18 protein-coding genes, 1 tRNA gene and 1 pseudogene are annotated in these 17,925 nt (G+C 70.3%); 14 read left to right on the forward strand and 6 right to left on the reverse strand.

Annotated elements, in window-relative coordinates:
* The first annotated feature begins 1 nt into the window (after nt 1).
* Nucleotides 2–1,168 carry an acyl-CoA dehydrogenase family protein gene (locus NP777_RS23030; protein WP_256652069.1) on the forward strand — a complete coding sequence of 389 codons (1,167 nt, stop codon included), beginning with the start codon at nt 2–4 and terminating at the stop codon, nt 1,166–1,168.
* 235 nt (nt 1,169–1,403) lie between these two features.
* On the opposite strand, the gene NP777_RS23035 is transcribed toward NP777_RS23030, so the two are convergent.
* The gene (locus NP777_RS23035; protein WP_256652070.1) at nt 1,404–3,050 is read right to left on the reverse strand and encodes a beta-N-acetylhexosaminidase; all 1,647 of its coding nucleotides are present in this window, start codon (nt 3,048–3,050) and stop codon (nt 1,404–1,406) included.
* Nucleotides 3,051–3,153: 103 nt separating this feature from the next.
* Between NP777_RS23035 and NP777_RS23040 the strand changes: the two genes are divergently transcribed.
* The 3 genes from NP777_RS23040 to glmS all read left to right on the forward strand — a co-directional run bounded on the left by NP777_RS23040 (nt 3,154) and on the right by glmS (nt 6,381).
* Nucleotides 3,154–4,065, forward strand: a complete 912-nt coding sequence (locus tag NP777_RS23040) for a DUF4429 domain-containing protein (protein ID WP_256652071.1) — start codon at nt 3,154–3,156, stop codon at nt 4,063–4,065.
* 112 nt (nt 4,066–4,177) lie between these two features.
* The gene (locus NP777_RS23045; protein WP_256652072.1) at nt 4,178–4,453 is read left to right on the forward strand and encodes a hypothetical protein; all 276 of its coding nucleotides are present in this window, start codon (nt 4,178–4,180) and stop codon (nt 4,451–4,453) included.
* Nucleotides 4,454–4,548: 95 nt separating this feature from the next.
* Nucleotides 4,549–6,381 carry a glutamine--fructose-6-phosphate transaminase (isomerizing) gene (gene glmS, locus NP777_RS23050; RefSeq protein ID WP_256652073.1) on the forward strand — a complete coding sequence of 611 codons (1,833 nt, stop codon included), beginning with the start codon at nt 4,549–4,551 and terminating at the stop codon, nt 6,379–6,381.
* 586 nt (nt 6,382–6,967) lie between these two features.
* Here the strand turns inward: glmS and NP777_RS23055 are convergent.
* Complete coding sequence (locus tag NP777_RS23055) at nt 6,968–7,489, reverse strand: universal stress protein (RefSeq protein WP_020871124.1); 522 nt, start codon at nt 7,487–7,489, stop codon at nt 6,968–6,970.
* Between the two features lie 499 nt (nt 7,490–7,988).
* Between NP777_RS23055 and NP777_RS23060 the strand changes: the two genes are divergently transcribed.
* From NP777_RS23060 to NP777_RS23075, 4 genes are all read left to right on the forward strand, one after another.
* The gene (locus tag NP777_RS23060; protein ID WP_308405196.1) at nt 7,989–8,363 is read left to right on the forward strand and encodes a hypothetical protein; all 375 of its coding nucleotides are present in this window, start codon (nt 7,989–7,991) and stop codon (nt 8,361–8,363) included.
* Nucleotides 8,364–8,883: 520 nt separating this feature from the next.
* A complete protein-coding gene (locus NP777_RS23065; RefSeq protein ID WP_256652074.1) occupies nt 8,884–10,197 on the forward strand; it encodes a helix-turn-helix domain-containing protein in 1,314 nt (437 codons plus the stop codon).
* 5 nt (nt 10,198–10,202) lie between these two features.
* Nucleotides 10,203–10,811: an oligoribonuclease gene (gene orn / locus NP777_RS23070; protein WP_256652075.1), complete on the forward strand. Its 609-nt coding sequence runs from the start codon at nt 10,203–10,205 to the stop codon at nt 10,809–10,811.
* A gap of 109 nt (nt 10,812–10,920) precedes the next feature.
* Nucleotides 10,921–10,993: transfer RNA gene (locus NP777_RS23075), tRNA-His, on the forward strand.
* A gap of 340 nt (nt 10,994–11,333) precedes the next feature.
* Here NP777_RS23075 and ribD read toward each other — a convergent pair.
* Both ribD and NP777_RS23085 read right to left on the reverse strand, forming a co-directional pair.
* The gene (gene ribD / locus NP777_RS23080) at nt 11,334–12,050 is read right to left on the reverse strand and encodes a bifunctional diaminohydroxyphosphoribosylaminopyrimidine deaminase/5-amino-6-(5-phosphoribosylamino)uracil reductase RibD (RefSeq protein WP_256652076.1); all 717 of its coding nucleotides are present in this window, start codon (nt 12,048–12,050) and stop codon (nt 11,334–11,336) included.
* Between the two features lie 37 nt (nt 12,051–12,087).
* Nucleotides 12,088–13,404: a helix-turn-helix domain-containing protein gene (locus NP777_RS23085; RefSeq protein WP_308405197.1), complete on the reverse strand. Its 1,317-nt coding sequence runs from the start codon at nt 13,402–13,404 to the stop codon at nt 12,088–12,090.
* 74 nt (nt 13,405–13,478) lie between these two features.
* Here NP777_RS23085 and NP777_RS23090 point away from each other — a divergent pair, with 74 nt between their 5' ends.
* The 5 genes from NP777_RS23090 (at nt 13,479) to NP777_RS23110 (ending at nt 15,567) form a co-directional block, all read left to right on the forward strand.
* Entirely contained in the window at nt 13,479–14,081 is a 603-nt protein-coding gene (locus NP777_RS23090) for a hypothetical protein (RefSeq protein WP_256652078.1), read from the forward strand.
* Nucleotides 14,078–14,272 (forward strand): hypothetical protein, encoded by a 195-nt coding sequence (locus NP777_RS23095; protein ID WP_256652079.1) that lies wholly within the window; start codon nt 14,078–14,080, stop codon nt 14,270–14,272. Before NP777_RS23090 ends, NP777_RS23095 begins: the two co-directional genes overlap by 4 nt.
* Nucleotides 14,273–14,520: 248 nt before the next feature.
* The gene (locus tag NP777_RS23100; protein ID WP_256652080.1) at nt 14,521–14,664 is read left to right on the forward strand and encodes a hypothetical protein; all 144 of its coding nucleotides are present in this window, start codon (nt 14,521–14,523) and stop codon (nt 14,662–14,664) included.
* 256 nt (nt 14,665–14,920) lie between these two features.
* Nucleotides 14,921–15,382 carry a glycine-rich domain-containing protein gene (locus NP777_RS23105; RefSeq protein WP_256652081.1) on the forward strand — a complete coding sequence of 154 codons (462 nt, stop codon included), beginning with the start codon at nt 14,921–14,923 and terminating at the stop codon, nt 15,380–15,382.
* Between the two features lie 35 nt (nt 15,383–15,417).
* Nucleotides 15,418–15,567: a hypothetical protein gene (locus NP777_RS23110; protein ID WP_256652082.1), complete on the forward strand. Its 150-nt coding sequence runs from the start codon at nt 15,418–15,420 to the stop codon at nt 15,565–15,567.
* A 226-nt stretch (nt 15,568–15,793) separates the two neighbouring features.
* On the opposite strand, the pseudogene NP777_RS23115 reads toward NP777_RS23110, so the two are convergent.
* Nucleotides 15,794–16,374 (reverse strand): annotated as a pseudogene (locus NP777_RS23115) (MmyB family transcriptional regulator); the annotation flags it as partial.
* Nucleotides 16,329–16,916, reverse strand: coding sequence for a flavodoxin family protein (locus NP777_RS23120; RefSeq protein WP_256652083.1), 588 nt, complete (start codon nt 16,914–16,916; stop codon nt 16,329–16,331). The pseudogene NP777_RS23115 and the gene NP777_RS23120, both read right to left, overlap by 46 nt.
* A 126-nt stretch (nt 16,917–17,042) precedes the next feature.
* Between NP777_RS23120 and NP777_RS23125 the strand changes: the two genes are divergently transcribed.
* The gene (locus NP777_RS23125) at nt 17,043–17,771 is read left to right on the forward strand and encodes a TetR/AcrR family transcriptional regulator (RefSeq protein WP_256652084.1); all 729 of its coding nucleotides are present in this window, start codon (nt 17,043–17,045) and stop codon (nt 17,769–17,771) included.
* Nucleotides 17,772–17,925: the final 154 nt, after the last annotated feature.

Here is a 17,925-nt window from a genome sequence, read left to right on the forward strand (position 1 = left end):
CATGCCGATCGACCACCGACTCAGCCCCGAACACGAGGAACTGCGCCGCACCGTCGAGGCGTTCGCGCATGATGTGGTCGCCCCCAAGATCGGGGAGTACTGGGAGCACCATGAGTTCCCGTACGAGATCGTCCGCGAGATGGGCCGGATGGGCCTGTTCGGCCTGCCCTTCCCGGAGGAGTACGGCGGTATGGGCGGGGACTACTTCGCGCTCTGCCTCGCCCTGGAGGAGCTGGCCCGGGTGGACTCCTCGGTGGCGATCACCCTGGAGGCGGGGGTCTCGCTCGGCGCGATGCCGATCTTCCTCTACGGCACGGAGGAGCAGAAGCGCACCTGGCTGCCGGGACTCTGTTCCGGGGAGACCCTGGGCGCGTTCGGCCTGACCGAACCCGGCGGCGGCTCGGACGCGGGCGCCACCCGCACCACGGCCCGGCTGGACGAGGCCACCGGCGAGTGGGTGATCAACGGCACCAAGTGCTTCATCACCAACTCCGGTACGGATATCACCGCGCTGGTCACCGTCACCGCCGTCACCGGCCGCAAGGAGGACGGCCGCCCCGAGATCTCCTCGATCATCGTGCCGTCCGGCACCCCCGGCTTCAGCGTGGCCGCCCCCTACTCCAAGGTGGGGTGGAACGCCTCGGACACCCGCGAGCTGTCCTTCGCCGACTGCCGGGTCCCGGCCGCGAACCTGCTGGGCGCGGAGGGCCGGGGCTACGCCCAGTTCCTGCGGATACTGGACGAGGGCCGGATCGCGATCTCCGCCCTGGCCACCGGGCTCGCCCAGGGCTGTGTGGACGAGTCGGTGGCGTACGCCAGGACCCGCGAGGCGTTCGGCCGCCCCATCGGCGCCAACCAGGCCATCCAGTTCAAGCTGGCGGATATGGAGATGCGCGCCCATATGGCCCGGGTGGCGTGGCGCGACGCGGCGTCCCGGCTGGTGCTCGGCGAGCCGTTCAAGAAGGAGGCGTCGATCGCGAAGCTCTACTCCTCCGAGATCGCGGTGGACAACGCCCGCGAGGCCACCCAGATCCACGGTGGCTACGGCTTTATGAACGAGTATCCGGTGGCCCGGATGTGGCGGGACTCCAAGATCCTGGAGATCGGCGAGGGCACCAGCGAGGTCCAGCGCACGCTGATCGCGCGAGAGCTCGGCTTCGCGAGCTGAGAGCCTGTGTCATATCCCCGGCCGGGCGTGCGACGCCTGGCACGCACGCTGATCCGACCGGGGATATGACACAGGCTCTGAACAGGCGGCGTTGAGCCGTCCGGCGGGGCATCGCCTCAGCGGCGGTGCCCCGCCGGGAAGGTGCGGGACCCGTTCCGGGCGGGGCGGCGGGCCCCGCCGGCCCGCCCACGTCCCGCGGCCCGGGGCGGGCCCGAGTGCCGGGCCCCGGGGAGGCTCAGTCGTTGGGCCAGGGGATCTGCGCGGAGTGGTAGTACGCGATGCGCATCGCGTCCCAGCGGGGGCCCTGTGCCGCCACCCGCACCTTGTAGTCGTCCCAGTTGTGCGAGCTCGCGGGCGACCAGCCGAGTTCGGCGATACCGGGGAGGCGGGGGAACGCCAGGTACTCGATCTGCGGGCTGGTCTGGAGGGTCTCCGACCACAGCGGCGCCTCGACGCCGAGCACCGAGGACTCCGGGGCGTCCTTGATGTACGTACCCGGGTCCCAGTCGTAGGACTGCTTCGCCTCGACGTACCCGGCCCAGTTCTGCCCCAGCGGCGTATCGGCGTTGTACTTCATGTCCAGATAGGCGCGGTTGGCCGGGGAGAGGATCAGCCGGGTGCCCGCCTTGGCCGCGTCCGCGACCTCCTTCTCGCTCCCGTCCGTCCCCCAGTACTGGGCGATCGCGCCCTTCGCGGGGTGCGCACCGGTCAGCTGGTGCCAGCCGACCACCGTCTTGCCGTACTTGGCGACCACCGGCTGCACCCGGTCCATGAAGGCCACATAGTCCTCATGGCTGGTGGAGTGGGCCTCGTCCCCGCCGATGTGGAGGTAGGGGCCGGGGGTGAGCGCGGCGAGCTCGCGGATGACGTCGTCCACGAAGTCGTACGTCACCTCCTTCGGCACGCACAGCGAGCTGAAACCGACCTCGGTGCCGGTGTAGAGCGGCGGGGCGACGCCGTCGCAGTTGAGTTCCGCGTAGGAGGCGAGCGCCGCGTTGGTGTGGCCCGGCATGTCGATCTCGGGGACGACGGTCAGCTCACGGCTCGCCGCGTAGCGCACGATCTCGCGGTAGTCGTCCTTGGTGTAGTAGCCGCCGGGGCCGCCGCCGACCTGGGTGGAGCCGCCGTGCCTGGCCAGCTTCGGCCAGGAGTCGATCGCGATCCGCCACCCCTGGTCGTCCGAGAGATGCAGATGCAGCTTGTTGATCTTGTAGAGGGCCAGCTGGTCGATATAGCGCTTGACCTGGTCCACCCCGAAGAAGTGCCGGGAGACATCGAGCATCGCGCCCCGCCAGGCGAAGCGCGGCACATCGGTGATGGTGCCGCCGGAGACCCGCCAGGGGCCCGGCTGCCGGGTGGTGCGCTCGATGGACGCGGGCAGTAGCTGCCGCAGCGTCTGGACGCCGTGGAACAGCCCGGCGGACCCGCGTGCGGTGAGGGTGATCGCGCGGCCGGTCACCTGGAGCCGGTAGCCCTCCTCGCCCAGCGTCCGCGCTCCGGCCGCCTTGGGCGTCAGCCGCAGCCGGATGCCGTCGTCACCCGATCGCGTGGTGAGGGGCAGCGAAAAGCCGGTGGAGGGGCGCAGCACCCGCGCCAGATAGTCGCCCACCCGGCGCGCCGAGCCGGCCGAGCCGTCGGAGCCGGACACCCGGATGCGGGTGTCGGAGCGGATCGCGTACGAGCCCGTCGCGGGCCGTACGGACGCGGGCGCGGGCACGACCCCGTCCAGCGGGGTCGGGGCGGCGTCCCGCCCGGAAGGAGAGGACGAGCGGGAGGACCAGGGAGAAGCCGGGGAAGCGGAGGCGGAGGAGGCCGCGGTCCCCGCCCCGGCCACCACGGTCAGCAGCAGGGAACACAGAAGTCGAGCACGGCGTCGTCTCACAAAGGATCCCTTCAAGGAAACGTGCCATCTTGGGTACCGCGAGGGTCAGTTGCGGTCAAGGTGTAGACCAATGTGTCGCTGTGTGCCTGTCAGAATTCACCGCATGGCGGAAATCACCCAGCGCGATGGCGCCTGGAGCTTTGACGGGGAAGCGATCCGGATCGTCCCGGGGCGGGACCGCAATGTGCATGTCGTACGGCAGGCGCTCGGCGAACTGACCGTCCCCCTGATGGCCTTGGCCGGGGTGGCCTACGAGCCGGGACGGAAGTCGGGCCGGCTGCGGCTGCGGCTGCGCGAGGGCGCGGATCCGCTGCTCCAGGCGACCGGCGGCAAGCTGCCGGACGCCGCCGATCCGTATCAGCTCTCGGTGGAGCCGGACCGCAGGGACCTCGCCGAGTATCTGGTCGACGAGGTCCGCCAGGCCCTGACCCTGGAGCGGGTGGAGCCCGGCCCCTGCGACCGCTATGTGCTGCCCGGCCCCTCGGTGCCGATCTCGGCGTCGGCGGGCGACGCCACGGCCTCCTTCGACGGGGAGCGGGTCCGGCTGGACTGGAACTGGAAGACCGAGGAGTCGAAGAAGTCGGGCGGCCCCCGCACGATCCCGCTGCCGGACCTGGAGATGGTGGAGTGGGTCCCGGCCGCCGGGCTGGAGAACGGCTACCTCCGCTTCATCGTGGCGAAGGCCACGGCGACGGCCGCGCCCAAGTACGACCCGCATGCCGTGGTGCTGTACGGGTTCAAGAAGGATCCGCTGATGGCGCTGGTCGCGGCGGCCGTCATGGCGCGGATGCCGCATCCGGGCGCCCCGGCGAAGGCGCTCCCCGCCCAGCCGCCCGCCCCCGAACCGGCGCCCGCGGACGCCCCGCCCGCCGGGGGCGACGAGAGTGAGGTGGATCACGACGTTCTGCTGCGACGGCTGCGCGAACTCGGCGATCTGCACCAGAGCGGGATCCTCACCGAGGAGGAGTTCACCACCGCCAAACAGGCCGTGCTCCGCCGCTTCTCGGACGTCTGAGGGCCGGCCTCCTCGCGGCCGAGGGCCGGATTTTCCGTCACCGAGAGCCCAACCCTGCCCGATATCGGGCAGGAATGTTGCGAATCACCGCGCCGCATCGCAGTATCTACGGATGCTCGAACGCCGTATGTCCCACGATGACCTTATCGACCACCTGGTCCGCAGTACGCCGCTCAGCCGCGGCGAGGCGGGCCGGGTGGTGCTGGACGTCCTGGCGTACTTCGACGAGACGACGGAGGAGTTCGTCCGGCGCCGCCACCGCGAGCTCCAGTCCGGCGGGCTGACCAACGCGGACATCTTCGAGCGGATCACGGCCGAGCTGCCGTACCGCGCGGTGGCCCCGCCCGAACTCTCGCTGCGCCAGCTGCGCCGCATCGTCTACGGCTGACCCCGCCGGTACGACGCCGGTCCGGGACGGCGGCCGCCACCGCCGGACACGAGCACGAGCATGCACGAGCGATCCAATGGGAGGGCCTGAACACCATGTGCGGAATCGTCGGATACATCGGGAAACGCGATGTGGCACCGCTGCTGCTGGAGGGGCTGCAGCGGCTGGAGTACCGCGGCTATGACTCCGCGGGCATCGCGATCCAGGGCAAGCCCGCCAAGGGCGCCCAGAGCGCCGGGCTGAAGACCGGCAAGGCCAAGGGCCGGGTCCGGGAACTCGAGGCCAGGCTGCCCAAGCGGTTCGCGGGCACCACCGGCATCGCCCACACCCGCTGGGCCACCCATGGCGCGCCCAACGACATCAACGCCCATCCGCATCTGGACGCGGACGGCAAGGTCGCCATCGTCCACAACGGCATCATCGACAACGCCGCCGATCTGCGCGCCAAGCTGGCCGCCGACGGCGTGGAGCTGGTCTCCGACACCGACTCCGAGGCGCTCGCCCACCTCATCGGCCGCTCCCAGGCGCCCACCCTGGAGGAGAAGGTCCGCCACGCGCTGGCGATGGTCGAGGGCACCTACGGCATCGCCGTGCTGCACGCGGACTTCCCCGACCGCATCGTCGTCGCCCGCAACGGCTCGCCGGTGGTGCTGGGCATCGGCGAGAAGGAGATGTTCGTCGCCTCGGACGTCGCCGCGCTGGTCAGCCACACCCGCCAGGTGGTCACCCTGGACGACGGCGAGATGGCCACCCTCAAGGCCGACGACTACCGCACCTACACCACCGAGGGCAGCCGCACCTCCACCTCCCCCACCACCGTGGAGTGGGAGGCCGAGTCGTACGACATGGGCGGCCACGACACCTATATGCACAAGGAGATCCACGAGCAGGTCGACGCCGTGGACCGGGTGCTGCGCGGCCGGATCGACGACCGCTTCTCCACCGTCCGCCTGGGCGGGCTCAACCTGGACGCCCGCGAGGCGCGCGGGGTGCGCCGGGTCAAGATCCTCGGCTGTGGTTCGGCGTACCACACGGGTCTGATCGGCGCCCAGCTGATCGAGGAGCTGGCCCGGATCCCGGCCGACGCGGAGCCCGCGAGCGAGTTCCGCTACCGCAACCCGGTGGTGGACCCGGACACCCTCTACATCGCGGTCAGCCAGTCCGGCGAGACCTACGACACCCTGGCGGCCGTCCAGGAACTCAAGCGCAAGGGCGCGCGGGTGCTGGGCGTGGTCAATGTCGTGGGCAGCGCGATCGCCCGGGAGACGGACGGCGGGGTGTACGTCCACGCCGGGCCGGAGGTGTGTGTCGTCTCCACCAAGTGCTTCACCAACACCGCCGTCGCCTTCGCGCTGCTCGCCCTCCACCTGGGCCGGATCCGCGATCTCTCGGTCGCCGACGGCAAGCGGATCATCGCCGGGCTGCGCAAGCTGCCCGAGCAGATCGCGGAGGTGCTGGGCGGCGAGGAGGAGATCAAAAAGCTCGCCGCGGAATATGCGAACGCAAAGAGCATGATGTTCGTCGGACGGGTCCGCGGCTACCCGGTGGCGCGCGAGGCGTCCCTGAAGCTGAAGGAGGTCTCCTACGTCCACGCCGAGGCGTACCCGGCCTCCGAGCTCAAGCACGGGCCGCTCGCGCTGATCGAGCCCGAGGTGCCCACCGTGGCGGTCCTGCCGGACGACGACCTGCTGGAGAAGAACCGGGCGACGCTGGAGGAGATCAAGGCCCGCAGCGGCCGGATCCTGGCCGTGGCCCACCGGGAGCAGGAGAAGGCGGATCACACGATCGTGGTGCCCCGCAACGAGGTGGAGCTCGACCCGATCCTGATGGGCATTCCGCTCCAACTGCTCGCGTACCACACGGCGCTGGCGCTCGGCCGGGACATCGACAAGCCCCGCAACCTCGCCAAGTCGGTGACGGTCGAGTAGGCCCGCACCGCCCGCGACCTCGGCGGATCCTTCGGCGGTCCCCCGCGTGTGCCACCACGCACGCGGGGGCCGCCTCCCCTTCGCCGGCATCGCCTCTCATACGCCGGCGGCTGGCCGTCGCGCGGGAACCGTCACTTCCCGCGCGACAGCACGATCGAACGATTTGTACCCCTCACAAACGCACAATCCACCTCTACGCACGGGTAGGTTTGCCGGTTGTCAAGATGGACTGACGCCATCTCACCTGCGGTCGAGGGGAGTTGAGGGTGTCCGGTTCCAGGCGCCCGCGCCAAGTCGTGCCGACGCAAAAGGTTTTGGACTGAACAACCACACTTGACGAGGAGACGCGCCGGGCACGGTGCGTCCAGAGTCCCAGGAACTCGGCGGAGCCAGAAGGGCCGGAAGGCCCCGGCAAGCGGCCAGGAGGGCCCGCGAGGGCGGGCAGGACGCCCCGCGCGAACGGGGCCGAAGGCGCTTCCCGAGGGATGCTCAGGGGACGCTCGGGGGACACTCAGGGGATGACGGCGGGCGGGCGCTCGAGGGATGACGGCAGGCGGACGCTCGGGGGATGACGGCGGGCGGACGCTCAGGGGATGACGACGACGGGCCGCTGCGCCCGCCGGGCGAGCCGCCCCGCGACCGAGCCGAAGATCCGCCCCACCAGCCCGTGCGTGGAGCCCACCACGATGGCGTCGGCCGCGTACTCCCGGCCGACCTCCTCCAGTTCATGGCAGATGTCCCCGCCCCGCTCGACGAGGATCCAGGGCACCTCGGAGAGATGATCGGCGCAGGCCAGCTCGAGCCCCAGCACCTCGGTGCGGTGATCGGGGACGTCGACGAAGACCGGTGGCTCACAGCCCGCCCAGACCGTCGTCGGCAGCCGGTTGGCCACATGGACGATGATCAGCCCGGAGCCGGAGCGCCGGGCCATGCCGATCGCATAGGCGAGGGCGCGCTCGCTCGACATGGAGCCGTCGAATCCCACCACAACACCGTGCTGGAACGCTGGATCGCAGGAATGACGTGTTTCTTCCGCCGCTTCGGGGTGCGCCATGTGATCGGCGACCCGCTTGCGGTCCGCGGGTTCGGGGATTTCGTGACCGGCCATCGGTGTCTCGGCGAAGGATGTCCTCGTGCGGAGGGATCGGTGGGGGCTCAGGTAGAGGGCTGTCGGGGGACTTGAGCTCCGCTGGAGCTCGGGGGGCGGTCTCGAGAGGTCGAAATCCGTCCGGGATTCATCTTTCCAAGCCCTTACCCCCAAGGGTACGGCGGCATTCACCACCTGCCCAGAGGTTGCCACGGGAGCGGAGCGCCCGAAGCGTTCCCCGGAGCATGCCGGAGGGCGGCCCGTAACGCAATGCCCCAAGTGGTCCCCTGTTGGCCCGCGCCCCGGCCCGGAGCCCGGCCCGGCGGGGCCGCCGCGGTAGGCCGCGCGGCCGCCCGGCAGTGACCTGGGGGCGGGCCGGGCGTTGTAGTAGCGGCACCGGGTGCGGCGGCCCCGGCCCGCCCGGCCCACCTGCCCGGATCCGCCGCCCGCCGCCCCCGCGCCACCCCCGCGCCGAGCCCCCTGCCGGCACCTCGCCGGCCGCTCGAGAGGAGCCCTGCCCGTGCCCGTCGCCCCTGAGTACGACGCCCCCGGCGACACCCCCGGCGGCGGGGCCGGGACACCCGGACGGCCCCACCTTCCGAGCCCCCCTCGAGCCCAGGTCCAGGCCCCCGCTAGCGACGCGGTGAACGAGGTGATCCGCTGGGCGGCCTTCAGCTGCGCCGTGGTCCCCGTCGTCCTGCTCATGTGCGGATCGCCCTTCGGCGCCGCCCTGGGCGCCGCCGCGGGCCTCGCCGCCGTGACGGCCGCCAGCCAGGCCCTGCTGCGCCACTCCGAGCGCACCGCGGCCCGGCTGGGCGCGGACGGCGTCAGCCCGCACCGGGGCCGCCACGGCCGTACGGGGATCGGCGCGCACCGGGGCGGCCGCCGCGTCTGAGGGCCGACCGGAAAGGCCCGGCACCGGGGAAGCGGTGCGTAGCGCTCCGCGCACTCAGCGCCGATGGAGCGCCGCTATAGCACCGCTCAAGTCCGGAAGACGGCCGCGTGGGCTCTGAAGTAGTACGAGGGGGACGTACGCCGGTCGTATGACCCATCCGTACGTCTGCGCCCGGTTGTTTTCAGCCAACTTCCGGCCACACTTCTTTCCTTGGCAAACGCCGTGCTCAACACCCGTCCGGCCAGCGTGGAAAGGGGTCCGGGGCGTACGTACCCCCTACGGGAAGTGGGTGTCCGCACAAGGCGTACTTCACAGCGAGGGCTACGAGTGCAACGCTTCGTGATCGAATGCTTCGCGCCAAGTTGTCATGTCGACATAGTGGCGGGTGGTGAACTGGTCACGGCGACCACACGCGACACAGTAGATTCGATCTTGGCCATGACCGGCGGGGGAACCGTTCAGGACCGAGGGGAAACGTGCAGGACCGAGAGGACGCGACCACCGAGGGGGGCTTAGTGCCATGAGCCAGGACTCCACGACCGTACCGGAGACCTCGCGCAAGCTCTCCGGACGCCGGCGACGAGAAATCGTCGCGGTGCTGCTGTTCAGCGGCGGCCCTATCTTCGAAAGCTCCATCCCGCTCTCCGTCTTCGGTATCGACCGGCAGGACGCCGGAGTCCCTCGGTACCGACTTCTGGTGTGCGCGGGCGAAGATGTGCCATTGCGAACGACTGGCGGACTGGAACTGACCGCACCATACGGCCTGGAGGCACTCTCCCGGGCCGGCACCGTCGTCGTACCGGCCTGGCGGTCGATAACCCAGCCGCCACCGGCCGCCGCGCTCGACGCGCTGCGCCGCGCGCACGAGGAGGGCGCGCGGATCGTGGGCCTGTGCACCGGGGCCTTCGTACTGGCCGCCGCCGGGCTGCTGGACGGCCGCCCGGCGACCACCCACTGGATGTACGCGCCGACGCTCGCCAAGCGCTATCCGTCGGTCCATGTGGACCCCCGCGAGCTCTTCGTGGACGACGGCGACGTACTGACCTCGGCGGGCACCGCCGCCGGGATCGACCTGTGCCTGCACATCGTGCGCACCGACCACGGCGCGGACGCCGCCGGCGCACTCGCCAGGCGCCTGGTCGTCCCGCCGCGCCGCAGCGGAGGGCAGGAGCGCTATCTGGACAGGTCGTTACCAGAGGAGATCGGGGCGGATCCGCTCGCCGAGGTGGTGGCGTGGGCGCTCGAGCATCTGCACGAGCAGTTCGACGTCGAGGCCCTGGCGGCCCGCGCCTATATGAGCCGCAGGACCTTCGACCGCAGGTTCCGCTCGCTCACTGGGAGCGCTCCACTCCAGTGGCTGATCACCCAGCGGGTGCTGCAGGCGCAGCGGCTCCTGGAGACCTCCGACTACTCGGTCGACGAGGTCGCCGGGCGCTGTGGCTTCCGCTCGCCGGTCGCGCTGCGCGGGCACTTCCGGCGGCAGCTGGGGTCCTCCCCGGCCGCCTACCGGGCCGCGTACCGCGCCCGCAGGCCCCAGGGCGGGGCCGCGGAGCGTCTGGACCGCCCCGACCGCCTGGAGCGGCTGGAGCGGGCCGACCGCGCCGAGGTGATCGAACCCCGCGCCGGCGACCACCCCCTGCCGCTGCGGCGGCCGGGCGCGCCCGGCGCTCCCACCGGCCACGCGGGGCACCCACCGCACCACCATCACGCTCCGCATCCGGACCCTGGCAAACCGGAGTCGGACGCCTACGCCCCACGCCTGCCCGAACAGGCAGCGGGCCGGGTCCCGGGCCGTCCGTCCCTGCCCGGCCAGCGGGAACGCCCCGTAGGGTGAGACGTATGAACGATCGCATGGTGTGGATCGACTGCGAGATGACCGGGCTCTCGCTGGCGAACGACGCGCTTATCGAGGTGGCCGCGCTGGTCACGGACTCCGAGCTGAACATCCAGGGCGATGGAGTGGACATCGTTGTCCGGCCCCCCGCGGAAGCGCTGGTCACCATGGTCGAGGTGGTGCGCGAGATGCACACCACCTCCGGCCTGCTCGCCGAGCTCGAGGGCGGGACCACGCTCGAGGACGCCCAGGACCAGGTCCTGGCCTACATCCGCGAGCACGTCCCCGAGGCCGGCAAGGCCCCGCTGTGCGGAAACTCGGTCGGCACCGACCGGGGCTTCCTCCTCCGGGACATGCCGACGCTCGAGAGCTACCTCCACTACCGGATCGTCGACGTCTCCTCGATCAAGGAGCTGGCCCGCCGCTGGTATCCGCGGGCCTACTTCAACAGCCCCAAGAAGAACGGCAACCACCGCGCGCTCGCGGACATCCACGAGTCCATCGCCGAGCTGCGCTACTACCGGGAAGCGATCTTCGTGCCCGCTCCCGGCCCGGACTCGGACACGGCGAAGGCCATCGCGGCCAAGCACGTCCTGCCGACCCGGCACGCCTGACCCTGTCCGCCGTCCCGGTGCTCGCTCCCGACTCCCCGAAAGCCGGGAGCGAGCACCCCTCCGGACCCTGTACACTTTTTCTCGGCCGGTGCGGAAAGCACCGGTCATGGTGGGTATAGCTCAGCTGGTAGAGCACCTGGTTGTGGTCCAGGATGTCGCGGGTTCGAGTCCCGTTACTCACCCTGAACGATCAAGGGCTGACCTGCGAAAACAGGTCGGCCCTTCGTCGTCCCCGAAATCATGGGAACACGATGGGAACACAACCCTCCCAGCCAGTCCTCCATTCAGGACATGGTGAGCATCGTGGAACGCCCCAAGAAAAACGGCGCCAGCACCTTTCAGGTGAAATAGCACCAAGACGGCGCGTGGCACCGAGCGATTCGGCGACTCCGGATCAGCTGATCAGTTCAAGGGCCTCGTCTCGAGAAGCCGGCAGTGCCGGGAGACATGCCGATCGCTCGCCCCCTCGTCTGGCCTGCGGGCTGGACGAGGGGGCTCCGTCATGTCCGCGGTAGGTGTCCCTCAGTGCTGCGGGCGTGCGATCAGCCTGACATCCGGGCCGAATCGCGCCACGTCCACCAGTTCACACCGGAGGATGTCGCCGATCGTCTCGATGGTGCCGCCTTCGAGTCCGCTCTTTCCGCGGCCGAGGAGCGCGGGCGCGATGTAGGCGACGATGCGGTCCACCAGACCGGCTGACACGAACGACGCGGCGAGAGTGGGGCCGCCCTCGAGGAACATCCCGCGCACACCACGCTGGTGCAGTTCACGGAGGAGTGCCTCCACGTCCAGGCCGACCTTCGCGCGGGGCAGTCGTACGACGGTGGCCACGCTGTCCAGGTGGGACGCGTCGGCATCGTCGGCAACGGCGATCATGGTGGGTGCGGCATCGTCGAGGACCCGGGCATCAGCCGGGGTCCGGGCGTTGGTGTCGACAATCACGCGCCATGGCTGCTCATCGACCGGCGCCGCCACCTTCAGGTTCGGGTCGTCCTTCACCGAGCGCACCGCAAGGTGGGGGTTATCGGCCTGCTGGGTGCCGGAACCGACGACGGTTGCTTGGCAGGCCGCGCGTAGCGCGTGGACTTCGGCACGGGACTCCGCACTGGTGATCCATTGGCTGGTGCTGTCCGCCGCGGCGATCCGGCCGTCCAGCGTGGCCGCGTACTTGTAGACGACGAACGGCCGCCCATCGACCGTGTGCCACTCGTCTGTGCCGACCAGCTCGCTGATGTGCATGGGATCCTCCAGACAGATCTTGGTTTCGGCAGCCTAGTCATACGGCAGCGACTGCCTCCGTCAGGTCTTGCACCATCGCCGTGCGGCGCCACGGCGCCAAGCCAGTGATGACCCGCTGGAGCTCTTCCGTGGTGCGGCGCGACTCGGTCTCACGGCTGATCTCCAGTGCTTCCATGGCGGTGGCACAGGCTGCATCTGGGGCACGGTCGGCGGTGTGTGCGCTGGCGAGCCGAGCCAGGTGGAGGCCGCGCTCGCGCTGGTATATGGCCGGCCAGTGGTCGAGGGCTTTCCGGTAGGTGGTCACGGCGTCCGTCGGCTTGCCCAGCCGGAGGTAGCACGTTGCCCGCTGGGCGTAGACGTAGGCGTGGTTGCAGTAACCTCCGAGTTGATCGTTTACCGCCTCGTCTCCTTCGACGAGGGCCTGAGCGGCGTCGAGCGCGCGGAGGGTTGGCAGTTCGCCTCCGATGAGGGCATGGCCGTGGGCTGCCTGGAGGTGGGCTGAAGCGCGGATACGTGCGGGCACGTCGCCGCGTACCCGCAGGGCCGCCGACGCCAGACCGACGGCCCGCTGCCGCTGCCCAAGTCCGACGGATTGCTGTGCTTTGCGCATCAGAATGAAGGCTTGCCGCACGGGGTCGTCAGCTTCCTGCGCCCATTCCATCGCCCGGTCAGACCACCATAGAGCCTGCTCGGGGCGTCCGAGATCCTCGTACAACCAGCCAGCGAACTCGGCCCACTCCGCGCCGGTTTGGAGGATCGCCAGACGGAGGGGACCATGTGCTCCGGGAAGCAACTGCTGCTCGATGACCGTGAGGTGGTCATGGACAGCGCTGATCGCGGCGTGCGGTCCGTAAAGTCCATCTGATTGGACCAGGGTGGCGCGGAGCTGCTGCAAGTGACCAACGACCGCAGGATTGACCGGGCGACGGGCCGCGGCGTTGCTCGGGGTGAGAAGGATGCCGAGACCGGCCGCTGCTGTGGTTTTGCCCAGGAAGTCGCGACGATTCACGCCAGCATTGTGAAGTGCGTCCCCGGCCAGCCCGACTTCGGTGGGATCCATGCCGAGCCGGTCGGCGACGAGCGCGAGCACATCGACGTCGCGTGCTGACTGGCGGCCGCGTTCAAGGCGACTGATGGTGCTTTGGCTGTACCCGCACATATCGGCCAGCTGTTTCTGGGTCCATCCACGCACGCGCCGAGCGGCTGAGATGGCCTCACCTGCGCTGGAGTGGTGCGCTAACTGCCCCATACACGGTCCCGGTCTGCGATGGCGAGGCTCAATAAGGAGATGCCCACAGTAGCGGTCCGGTCGCATGCGTATGCAGGTTCTGCATACGCACAGCGTCTGATGCATGCGGTGAGGACGGCGGCGTGGCGTGGGCGTTTGTCTGGATGCAAGAGGCGAGACGCACTGCCGGAGGCACCCCTATGAAGGCCGCAGACCCGCTGTGGACACCGTCGAACACCGAGGACGTCGAGGCGTTACCGGTGGGCAAATGGTGGGACGCCATCGCCGCACCTACCCCGGTCGCGGACCGCGCCCTGGAACTGCTCGGCGACCGATCCGGCGCCGTCATCCAGGACGACACCTACGGCAAGACGTACTGGCTGATCGGCATCGACACTTCCACCGCCCGCAGCTGGCGCATGCGCGGAGTCCGCATCCTCGCCGAACTCGCCGACGAGGGCACCCTCCTCGGCGTACCGCCTGCCTCATGGGGCGCCGAGCACCGGACGTACTGGCGGATTCCGCTCGGCCCGGACCGGTATCTGACCGACACCAATCACCTGGTCCGTGCCCTGAGCCAGGCCCTCGACGAGGTCTTCGGCCCGGCACCGGACGGCCGGCAGCTGTGCTACTACTGCGACCTCCCCACCGACGAACCGGTCATCGTGGATGTCCAGCACAGCGCCGGCGGCGCGGGCCGCACCGTCTACGCCTGCCCGCCGCACGCCCGGACCTACGAGCGTGACGCGGTCACCGAGGCCGCCGCCAGGCGCCGCGCCCTCGAGCGGGGCAGGTCCCGATGACGGCCGCCGAGCAGACCGCCGAGGAGATCAGGGATCCGTTCGCCGACGAGGCGTGGCGCGAGGCCATCGAGCACGCCGCGGGCTGCCTGACCTGCCGGACGCCCGGCGCCGGGTGCGAGACCGGGGCGCAGCTGCTGCGCGCCTACGAGGAGGCCACGCGGAAGGCTCATGCGGAGGGAGGCTGCGCATGATGGGGCACCGCAAGGCCACCCCCGCCGAGCGGGCAGCCAGAGCCGAACGGAACCTGCGGGATGCCGGATACCAGACCCTCGTCCCGTATCCGCGCCTCGCCAGCACCCCCCTGGGCAGCGATGTGCACAGGGTGCAACACCGTCCGGTACCCCACGGTGACGGGCGTGTTGCAGGACCAGTGCAAGCACGTGCGGCCCGAGCAACCGCCCCCGAGTCGTCGGCGGCAGGAAGATCCGGGAGGCCCCGGATGAGGCACCGCCGACAGGGCCCCGCCGTGCGGGCCGGGGTGCTCGTCTTCCGTGTCGCCCGCGGGGGCGTGCTGCTCGTTGCACTCCCCGCGCTGCTGGTGCTCGCGGTCTGGCTCTGCTTGGTCAGCACCCCCGCCCCATAAGCCGGGTGGGCCGCTGGTGTTCCGGGGATGCCCCGCCCCGGGTTGGCTTCGCCGTCGGCGGCCCGCCCTCCAGACACCCTGCGGTCGGTGCAGCCAGGCACGGCCGCCGACCGCAGGGCAGGGGCTCCGGCCCCCGAGATGGGGATCGCGAGGGCCGGAGTCCTCACACAGAGAAGCCCCCGCCCCGGACGCGCGCTTGGACGGCCAGCGACCGGGACGAGGACCGTGCACCACCCCGACTGAGAGAGGCAGGCACATGGCCGAACGTACGGCATTACTGGACGACACACAGCGACAGGGCGTCGTCCAGACCCTCCTCGACAACAACCGCGACATGACGGCCGAGATGGCGGGCCGCATCGTCGATGAGGCGGCCAAGTACGTGCTCACCGCTGCGGAGTACCCGCAGGCGGCAATGGCACCGTCACGGGTCGTCGATGAGGGCTGGCACGCGCTCATCCTCCACACCCGCCTGTACAAGGCACTGTGCGCGCGGCGCGGGAACTACGTCGAGCACTCCCCGGGATACGCCCCGGAGAACTATGAACCGGCGATCCTCACGCACACCCAGGCCATGATGCGGGAGGCGGGGTTCACCCCGGATGAGGAGCTGTGGACCGCGCCGGACAAGCCCCTCGTGGCTGTGGCGGCGAAGTGCCAGCACGGGAAGGACGACGGCCCGATCATCGTCCAGCCGAAGCCCAAGCCCACTGGCTGACGCGTAGGCTGCGGGCCGGAAGGAGGAGGCATCTGATGGAGTGGATCAACCCGAAGTATGCGGACCTGGTGAAGGCCATGCGGCAGGCCCAGACGGAAGCCTCCAAGCAGGATCCGCCCGAGACCAGGCCGGTCCGGGGGTTCATCGTTCCTGAATCCGGGACTGCTGGCCCGCTGCCTCGCTGAGCCCAGTCCCTGCCCGTGCGCCGCTTCCGTGGGGCACGGGCAGGGACGGGACCTTACGCCGCTGTTCGACGGCACGTAAGCAGGTACCCGCTGGTAGTCGCAGACCCTGACGGCACCTAATTGAATCGGGCAACGATCCCGACACCGAGCGCACGGGCGATGAGCGCGAGATGGTCGATGGACGTCTCGTACTGCGCCAGTTCGATCCTGTAGACCGTATGGCGGCTCAGGCCCGTGCCTTCGGGCGCGGGTCGTCCGCCGGTCTGTCGTGTGCCGTGCCGGCGGACTCGGTGGGTGAGAGTGCGGCGAGGAGCCGCAGCTTCTCGTCGCTGTCGCTGTCCTTGTCGGGGTAGTAGACGACGAGGATGACGTCGTCGATGGCGAGTTTGTCGCGGTGGAGGCGTAGTTCACCGACAACGGGGTGGTGGACCGTGGTCGTGCCGCCGTCGAGACCACGGACGTCGTGGCGGGCCCACAGGGTACGGAACCGCTGACTGGACAGTGCGAGTTCCCCGACGAGCTCGACGAACCGGGAGTCGTCGGTGTCGTCTTCGTCCAGTCGTGGTGGAAGGCTCGTTCTTCAGGGTCGAGGAGGAGGGAACGAAGCCGGTTCTGGCCGGGCCGCAGGCGGGGGGAGAGCGCGACCGCCATGGGGTTGGAGGCCAGGACATCGAACGCGCGCCCTTCGACGAACGCCGGGATCTGAAGGTGGGCGAGCAGCTCGTGCACCCGCGCCGGTACGTGCTCGGGCCGCTGTTGTGTCAGTGCGCCGCGGCGGTCAGTCCGGCGCGGTGGATGCGGGTGTGCTCGGCGACACGTCGGCCGAGGTGGCGGGCGGTGTTCAGGTCCGCGTCGTGGACGGCGGGGGTGTCGTTGAAGCTTTGTGCGCCGGCGCCGAGGTAGAAGCCGAGGCGGTTGTCGTCCTGGGGGCCGGATGTGGTGGTGTTCCAGCCCGGCAGGAGGTTCAGGCTCACCCAGAGCATTCCGTGCTGGGCCGCCAGGAGCGAGAGGTACTGCAGGGTGTGCAGCTTGTCGCCGCTCATGGAGCCGGAGTTGGTGAATCCCGCCGCGAGCTTGTCGCTCCAGGCGCGGGTCATCCACCGCTTGCTGCTGGCCTCGGCGAAGGCGTGGAACGCCCCCGACGCGGTGCCCATGTAGGTGGGGGTGCCGAAGACGATGGCGTCCGCGGCGTCCATCAGTTCCCAGTCGGCGTCGCCGAGGGAGCCGACGTCCACGCGGTGGACGTGCGTCCCGGCGATGGAACGCGCGCCGTCGGCCACGGCCGTGGCGATCTGCGCGGTGTGGCCGTAGCCGGAATGCGACGCGATGACGATCGAGATATCGGACACGGGTGTTCCTCTCCTGCCGCGAGGGCGGCGTGTTCGGTGGTGGTGCCGGCGGGCTTGGATCGCCGTTCCGATTTTGAGCGTAGCACCGATATTTCGGCGCTACGAGAAATGCGATATCGTTGTTCCATGAACGAGGGACGACGCGCCGCGCGACGCCAGGTACTACAGGTGGCCGCCAAGCTGTTGGAGGAGGGCGGCAGCGAAGCGGTCTCCACGCGCGCTGTCGCCGCGGCCGCGGGCATCACGGCCCCCGCGCTCTACCGGATGTTCGACGACAAGGACGGACTCCTGGCCGAGCTGGCCGCCTACGGATTCGAGATGTACCTGGCCGAGAAACGGGAGGCGCTGGCGCTGACCCCCGACGACCCGGTGGCCGACCTCTACCGCGGCTGGGACCTGCACGTCGACTTCGGGGTACAGCACCCCGCGTTCTACATGCTCATGTACGGCACCGTGCAACCCGGGCGGCGGCCCCCGGCCGCGGACGAGGCGCACGCCCTGCTGGTGGGACTGCTGGGCCGGGCGGCCGACGCCGGGCGCCTCCGGGTTCCGGTGGAGCAGGCGACCCGCGTCATCCACGCGGCGACGACGGGTGCCACGCTGGCACTGATCGGCGAAGAGCCCTCGGAGCGGGACCTGACCACTTCGGCCCGGCTGCGGGACACCGTCATCGCCTCGGTCACCACGGACCCGCCCGCCCCGTCCGGGTCGGACCTGGCCTCGCGCGCACTCGCCCTCGACGCCGCGCTGGAAACCGCGCTCACCACCGGGCCCCCGGCCGCGGGCGCCGGGACACCTCTGCGAGACACGGAGACGGCCCTGCTGCGTGATTGGCTACAGCGGCTCGCGGGCTGAACCGGCTGCCCGCGCCGCAGGCGGTGGGCGCGGGCCGGTTGCGCCGGCCGTGCGGAGGGCGTCCGGTTCGTCCGCCCCGGCGTAGCAGGTCTGGGGCGAGCCGAAGTGCGGTTGATGATCCGTCAGGTCTGGCGGGTCGCTCGAGCCTCGGCGG

This window comes from Streptomyces rugosispiralis (assembly GCF_024505145.1).
In the GTDB taxonomy this organism is placed as follows: Bacteria; Actinomycetota; Actinomycetes; order Streptomycetales; family Streptomycetaceae; genus Streptomyces; species Streptomyces rugosispiralis.